The 6,243-nt window shown below is 71.3% G+C and carries 6 protein-coding genes and 1 pseudogene; 5 read left to right on the top strand and 2 right to left on the bottom strand.

Going from position 1 to position 6,243, the window contains the following annotated elements:
- Nucleotides 1–358 precede the first annotated feature (358 nt).
- The 3 genes and pseudogenes from AC061S_RS38850 (at nt 359) to AC061S_RS38840 (ending at nt 3,372) form a co-directional block, all read left to right on the top strand.
- Nucleotides 359–868 carry an N-acetyltransferase family protein gene (locus AC061S_RS38850; protein WP_478690588.1) on the top strand — a complete coding sequence of 170 codons (510 nt, stop codon included), beginning with the start codon at nt 359–361 and terminating at the stop codon, nt 866–868.
- A 184-nt stretch (nt 869–1,052) separates the two neighbouring features.
- Nucleotides 1,053–1,516: pseudogene (locus tag AC061S_RS38845) on the top strand (IS5 family transposase); the annotation flags it as partial.
- Nucleotides 1,517–1,860: 344 nt separating this feature from the next.
- The gene (locus AC061S_RS38840) at nt 1,861–3,372 is read left to right on the top strand and encodes an FUSC family protein (RefSeq protein ID WP_478690589.1); all 1,512 of its coding nucleotides are present in this window, start codon (nt 1,861–1,863) and stop codon (nt 3,370–3,372) included.
- Here AC061S_RS38840 and AC061S_RS38835 read toward each other — a convergent pair.
- Together AC061S_RS38835 and AC061S_RS38830 are read right to left on the bottom strand one after the other, a co-directional pair.
- A complete protein-coding gene (locus AC061S_RS38835; RefSeq protein ID WP_478690587.1) occupies nt 3,346–3,735 on the bottom strand; it encodes a helix-turn-helix domain-containing protein in 390 nt (129 codons plus the stop codon). The genes AC061S_RS38840 and AC061S_RS38835 overlap by 27 nt on opposite strands.
- Entirely contained in the window at nt 3,713–4,369 is a 657-nt protein-coding gene (locus tag AC061S_RS38830) for a hypothetical protein (RefSeq protein ID WP_478690586.1), read from the bottom strand. Before AC061S_RS38830 ends, AC061S_RS38835 begins: the two co-directional genes overlap by 23 nt.
- Before the next feature lie 136 nt (nt 4,370–4,505).
- Here AC061S_RS38830 and AC061S_RS38825 point away from each other — a divergent pair, with 136 nt between their 5' ends.
- On the top strand, nt 4,506–4,790 hold the full coding sequence (locus AC061S_RS38825; RefSeq protein ID WP_478690585.1) for a hypothetical protein: 285 nt from the start codon (nt 4,506–4,508) through the stop codon (nt 4,788–4,790).
- Nucleotides 4,791–5,050: 260 nt separating this feature from the next.
- Entirely contained in the window at nt 5,051–6,199 is a 1,149-nt protein-coding gene (locus tag AC061S_RS38820; protein WP_478690584.1) for a nitric oxide synthase oxygenase, read from the top strand.
- Nucleotides 6,200–6,243: the final 44 nt, after the last annotated feature.

Genomic DNA, 6,243 nt, shown 5'->3' with positions numbered 1-6,243 from the left:
CTCCCGCGCGGCCCTCTCGGCGTCGGTCAAACCGCCGCCCTGCGCGTACCTCACAGCATCAGGGCTACCGGAACGACCCGGACGCTGTCAGGCGAACAGCCCCGACATCACCCAATCAAGTTCAGTACGGATCCCGCACGCCGCGGCCGGCAGGTCCGACTCCCGCCAGACGTGGGCGTCGGCCTTGTTGCCCGGCCGGGCGTGCGCTCGCGACGACCAGGCGGCTGTCCGCCACCGGGCCCGTTCCCGCCCCGCTCCCGCATCACCTTCCTTTGGGGTCCGTCGGCACAAGGCACTGTTGGCCGTTTCACCTGACCCGATGTGGCATCGCTCTTGGCCGTGGGCGAGGCTGGAACCCATGGAGATCAGAACGGGCCGCAGGAGCGATGCTGCCGAGATCGCGGCGCTGCATGCCGGGAGTTGGCGTACGGCCTATGCGGGAATCATGCCCAGCAGTTTCTTGGCCGGCCCTCTTCTCGAAGATCGCCTGGACCTGTGGCTCGGCCGACTTGGCGAGCCACACCCGGGGGCGATGCTGTTCGTGGCGGAGGATGCGGACGAAATGCAGGGGTTCGCCTATTTGATCCTTCAATCCGACGGTCGGCTCCTGTTGGACAACCTGCACGCCAGGCCGGGCCGCACCGGGTCCGGGATCGGCAGCCGGCTGCTGGCGCACGCCTTGGGATGGGCGGCCGAGGAACACCCGGGCAGCTCGGTCTACCTGGAAGTCCTGCACGCCAATACTCGCGCCATCGCCTTCTACGAGCGGCATGGTGCCCTCTGTACCGATGAGCGTGTCTGCCGATTCGAGCAGGGCTTTGAGCTGCCCGAGCTCGAATACGCTTGGCCCGCAACCTCACCCGTGTAGGCAAGCGCGGCGTGCGCTCCTGGGGAGGGGCAGGGAGCCCGCCCCAGGACTTGGCGCGTCTGGGGCGGTTATCCCATGCGTCACCGCCACGAACTTGCCGCTCACGAGCGGGAGTTACCCGCTCCGCTGCTGCCGCGGGCTACGGCGGGCGTCCTCGGGTGAACAACCGCCAAGTCCTCAACGCACGGGCGCGCCCTGGCGGGACCTTCCCGAGCGGTTCGGGCCGTGGCAGACCGTCCACGGACGGTTCGCCCGCTGGGCGGCCGACGGAACCTTCGACCGTCTGCTGGCCGCCGCCCAGACTCGGGGCGAGGTGGACTGGCTGGTCTCGATCGACTCCACGATCGTGCGGGCCCACCAGCGCACAGCCGCCCAAGGGGGCTCGATGAACGAGACCTCGGACGCTCCTGCGGCGGGCTGACCGGCAAGATTCACCTAGCCCGCGACGGACGCGGCCGACCCCTGTCCTTCGTACTCACAGCCGGCAGCCGTAACGCCTGCACCCAGGCCGAGACCGTCATCGACCTGATCTGCGTCGCGGGCAGTAGGCCGGGACGACCTCGCCTGCGACCCGAGCGGGTCATCACAGACAAGGCCTACTCGTCCCGGACCTTCCGCGCCGCGCTGCGTGCCCGGTCGGCCCGGGCCCCGGCGCGGGCGAGCACCTCGTACGCCGCCGCGGCGAAGGCTCCACCCGGGGGAGGTGCCGGCCGTGACGAGACCGGGGCATGGCCACTGGCCTCGCCCGGCCGACCGAACCGCCTCTTGACTGGGCCAATGGCACAGCCTCTCGGTGATGTGTTGAGCCACTGCCCCTTTACATGCTTATCCTTGGCCTATCCATGCATAATCGGCGCCGCGCAGCGCCGGACGGCAACGAGGCCGGATCCGGAGCGCGGTGCCTTCGTCGTGTCTGCGCGCGCCCACCACCCCCGGGCGGCCCGTGGTGCGGCGAGAGGCAAGACAGGGGGCGGCCGACCGCCGTGAAGAGAATGTTTGTGGCTCCGGATCCGGGGCGCGTGAGGTTGAGGAACTCGTCCCGTGCGGTGATCGGCGTCGGCCTGGCCGTCGCCGTGGCCGAACTCGCCGGACTTTCCCTGACCGCCTCCATCACCGGCGGACTGGCGGCCCTGCTGGCCCTCTTCACCGTCACCGACGCGACCGTACGCCGGCAAGCGGTGACGACCGCGCTGCTGCCGACGGCCGGGCTTCCGGTACTGGCCCTCGCCACCCTCCTGCACGGGGTGCCCCTCGCCCGTGACGCGGCCTTCCTCCTCGTCGTCTTCTGCGGTGTCTACGCCCGCCGATGGGGCCCGCGCGGCCACGCGCTCGGGATCTTCGCGTTCATGAACTTCTTCATCACGCAATTCCTCCATGCCGTCCCCGCCCAGCTCCCGGAGCTGTACGCGGCGGTCGGCCTGGCCCTGGCCGCCGCGAGTGCGGTGCGGTTCCTGCTCTGGCCCATCGAGCGGCGCACTCCGCCGCCCGCCGCACCGGCGCCGCCGCCCGGCCGGGGGCTGGCCCGGCCCACCACCCGCCAGGCCTTCCAGGCGACCGCCGCCTGCGCCGTCGCCCTCTCGATCGGGCAGGTGCTCTCCGAGGACCGCTGGTACTGGGCCGTTGGCACCGCCTGGTGGATCTTCGTCAACACCGCCTCGCGCGGGGAGACCCTGGTCCGCGGCTTCCGCAGGGTCCTCGGCACGGTGTTCGGCATCGGCGCGGGAGTGCTGATAGCCATCCCGCTGAATGGGGCGCCGGCGCCCACGGCCGTGCTGGTGGCGCTCTGCGTCTTCGGGATCTTCTACACCGCCGCCGTGTCCTACAGCTGGATGATGCTGGCCGTGACGGTGATGGCCGGCCTGCTCTACGGACTGCTGGGCGTACTCGATCCCGGTCTGCTCGTCCTGCGCCTGGAGCAGACGGCCGTCGGCGCGGTGTGCGCCGGGCTGGCCGTGATCCTGGTGCTCCCGGTGACCACCCACGCGACCAACGACCTGTGGATCCAGCGCGCGCTGCGCTGTGTGCGCACCTGCACGGCCGAGGCCGCGGCCCGGCTCGCCGGCTCCCCGGTGGCCGACCCCGCGCCGCACGCCGCGGAGCTGGAACTGTTCCTGGGCCGGGTACGGCTCTCCCTGGCCCCGCTCGTCCACCCGCTGAGCCCCTACCGCGGCCGCAAGGCCAGGGCCCGCCGGGTGCTGGCGCTGCTCGACGAGTGTGCCGTGGAGGTCCGCGGGCTGGTCTCGGTGGCGGCGGACCCGGACGCGAGCCACGACGCCCGGCTCGCGGCGGCGTGCTGGCGCGTGGAGGCCGCCGTAGAGGCCCTGCTGGCGCCGGAAGCGGAACGCGCCGCGGAGGCGGAGCACCGGTCCGCCGCCGAGGCCGTGCACCCCGCGCGGGCCGCCTCGGAGCCCGCGCTGGCGCATCTGCACGGTCTGGAGCGGCTCCTCGCCCAGCTCGACGGACCCCTGCGCAGTGCGTCACGCTCCCCGCTGGTGGGCGCCTGACCCCGGCGGCCCGGGCGCGTTCCGGCCGGCGTCGAGGACTCCGGCCTTCGCGAGGCTGAAACCGAGTTCGGCCCTGCTGCGGCTGCCGAAGCGGGTCGAGGCGCGTTTGATGTGCGCGCCGATGGTGCGGGTGCTCAGGCCGAGCCGTTTGGAAATGGCCTCGTCCGTATGCCCCCGCACCATGAGTTCGAGAATCGCCTGCTGGATTTCGTCGGTGAGTTGTGGCGGGCGTTGTCCCGTCGTGTCGAACTCGACGGGGACCGCCCGTTCCCACACGGCTTCGAAGGTCTTCGTGAGGTACTGGATCAGGCCGGGTTCGCGGATTTCCAGGGCGTACGCGTCATTCCCGCTCTCGGTGAGCACCGCGATGAACGCCGCCGACCGGTCGCACACGATCAGCCGCTCGAACCTCTCGCCCACCGTCCGTACCTCGGCGCCCTCCCGGGTGATCCGTTCCATGTGGGCGAGCGTCGGGCCGTGCGCGCGGACCGTGTGGCTGTAGATCGTGCGCTGGCGGACTCCCCGGCCGGCCGGGGAGATCGCGGGGCAGCGCGTCGGCGAGCGCGCCGGAGGGTCGGCCGCCCTCGGGGTGCGCGCTGAGCAGTTCCTCCGAGCAGGTCTCCAGGGCTTCCTGGACGGCGGTGTCGATGACCTCGCGGCCGATCAGGGGCTGTACGTGGGCCTGGTGGTGCCGGCGTTCGTGCCGGTAGACGGCGTCCATCGGGGCGAGGGAGGCGATCAGCGTGTCGAGCACGGCCCGCTGGTCCAGGATGGCCCGCTTGATCGGCCGGGCGAGGGTGATCGCGGCGACCGAGGGCGGTACCGGGAGGTGGTCGGGGGAGCCCTCCGGCTTCCGCAGCAGTCCGAAAGCGATCAGGCACCTCGGAACGGTTCCCGATAAGCCGCCCTCGCGCAATGCCTTGCGGTAACCGGCCGCGCAGTCGCCGCAGATCGACGTGCAGCCGTCAATGTCGGGATGTGCGGTGTTGGTGTTCATCTGGACCCCCTTCTTGTTCCGGCAATGCAAGATCAGGATGCCCCGGCCCGTTGGCCGCGGGGGAGGGGAACGGCAGGATCCTTCCTGCCTGGTGATCGCGAAATGGCCCACATGACCGGTGGCGGGAGTGGCGACGGTGAAGCGAGACATTCGTTCCGAGCGCAGGATTCCGCCGGCGGGACTGACCGAGGCGTTGGACATGCTGGCCCGGGCGCGCAAGGCCGTGGACGATGCGTACGGATCCGACGAGCAACTCGCCCGGGTGGCTCTGCACTTGATCGACTGCGCCGCCGACGCCGCGGCCCTGCTCTCCCGCGAGGACGGCCTGGAGGCGGCCCGCGAGGCGCTGGGCTCCGCCCGCTCCGCGGTGGTCGCCGCCACCGCCGCCGTGCGCGTGATCCACGACGAGGCGCGCGTCTGAGACCTCGGGTCGGCGGCCGGTGAGCTCGGGTCGGCAGCCGGTCGAGCGGTCCGGTGCTGCCGCGGATGGTACGTCCCCCCATGTCCCGTCCGCAGGCCGATGGATGAAGATCACACGGAGGAGTGTTCCGGGCGCGCCTTCCGCACGGCGCTGACCTGCGGCGTGTACAACGGGTGATTGTTCATTGCACATTCATCCGGCATGGCGCCCGTTCACGGCGCGCGGGGTGGACCTGGTCGGACAGGGGGTAACCGCCCGGAATGGAAATACTTCAACAGCGCGCCGGCACCGCTCAGGTGTGGGAAGCGGCCGAGGAGTTCATCCGACTGTTCCACAGGGAGAATCCGGACGCGGGTGATCCGCGCGAGCGGCTCGCCGCCGTACGGGCCGAGCTCGCCGAGACGGACACGTACCGGCACACTCCCGAGGAGCTGGAGCACGGCGCCCGCGTCGCGTGGCGCAACAGCAACCGCTGCATAGGCAGGCTGTATTGGAACTCGCTGCGCGTCCGCGACCGCCGCGGGCTCACCGACGCCGACGGGATCGCCGAAGAGTGCTTCGAGCACCTGCGCGAGGCCACCAACGGCGGCCGGGTGCGGCCGACCATCACGGTCTTCGCCCCCGACACTCCGGACCGCCCGGGACCGGTCATCTGGAGCGAGCAGTTGGTCCGGTACGCCGGCTACGGCGACCACCCCTCGATAACCGTCGGCGACGCCCGCAACGCCGAGCTCACGAGTGCGCTCCTCTCCCTCGGCTGGTCCCGCGGCCCCGGCACCCCCTTCGACCTCCTTCCGCTGGTCGTGCAGGGGGTCGACGACAAACCCCGCTGGTTCGACGTCCCCCCGGACGCCGTCCTGGAGGTGCCCATCGAGCACCCCGACGGAGCGGCCGGCGGTGACGGCTGGTCGGACTGGGGCCTGCGCTGGCACGCCGTACCCGCGATCTCCAACATGTGCCTGGAGATCGGTGGCATCCACTACCCGGCGGCGCCCTTCAACGGCTGGTACATGGGCACCGAGATCGGCGCCCGCAACCTCGCCGACACCGACCGCTACAATCTGCTGCCCGCGGTCGCCCGCCGCATGGGCCTCGACACCGCAAGCGACCGCTCCCTCTGGAAGGACCGGGCGCTCGTCGAGCTCAACCGGGCGGTGCTGCACTCCTTCGACCGGGCCAAGGTCACCATCGCCGACCACCACACGGAGTCCCGGCGCTTCCTGACCCACCTGGAGAAGGAGGAGCGCAAGGGCCGCGACGTGGGCGCGGACTGGTCCTGGATCGTGCCGCCCATCTCCGGATCGGCCACCCCGGTCTTCCACCGCACCTACGAGGACCGGCCGAGCTCGACCGCCTACGTCCACCACCCCGGCGCCCAGGAACGGGCCCAAGGGCGGGATTTGGTCTAGACCTTCTGTTACCGTCGCTCACGAACGGATCCGGAACGGCGGAG

Source organism: Streptomyces sp. CA189 (genome assembly GCF_056428985.1).
This window is presented reverse-complemented; position numbering and strand designations above follow the sequence as displayed.

Excerpts from the sequence above, each read along its gene's own strand:
- AC061S_RS38850 (WP_478690588.1), top strand. The coding sequence starts at position 359 with ATGGAGATCAGAACGGGCCGCAGGAGCGATGCTGCCGAGATCGCGGCG.
- AC061S_RS38840 (WP_478690589.1), top strand. The coding sequence starts at position 1,861 with ATGTTTGTGGCTCCGGATCCGGGGCGCGTGAGGTTGAGGAACTCGTCC.
- AC061S_RS38830 (WP_478690586.1), bottom strand. The coding sequence starts at position 4,369 with ATGAACACCAACACCGCACATCCCGACATTGACGGCTGCACGTCGATC.
- AC061S_RS38820 (WP_478690584.1), top strand. The coding sequence starts at position 5,051 with ATGGAAATACTTCAACAGCGCGCCGGCACCGCTCAGGTGTGGGAAGCG.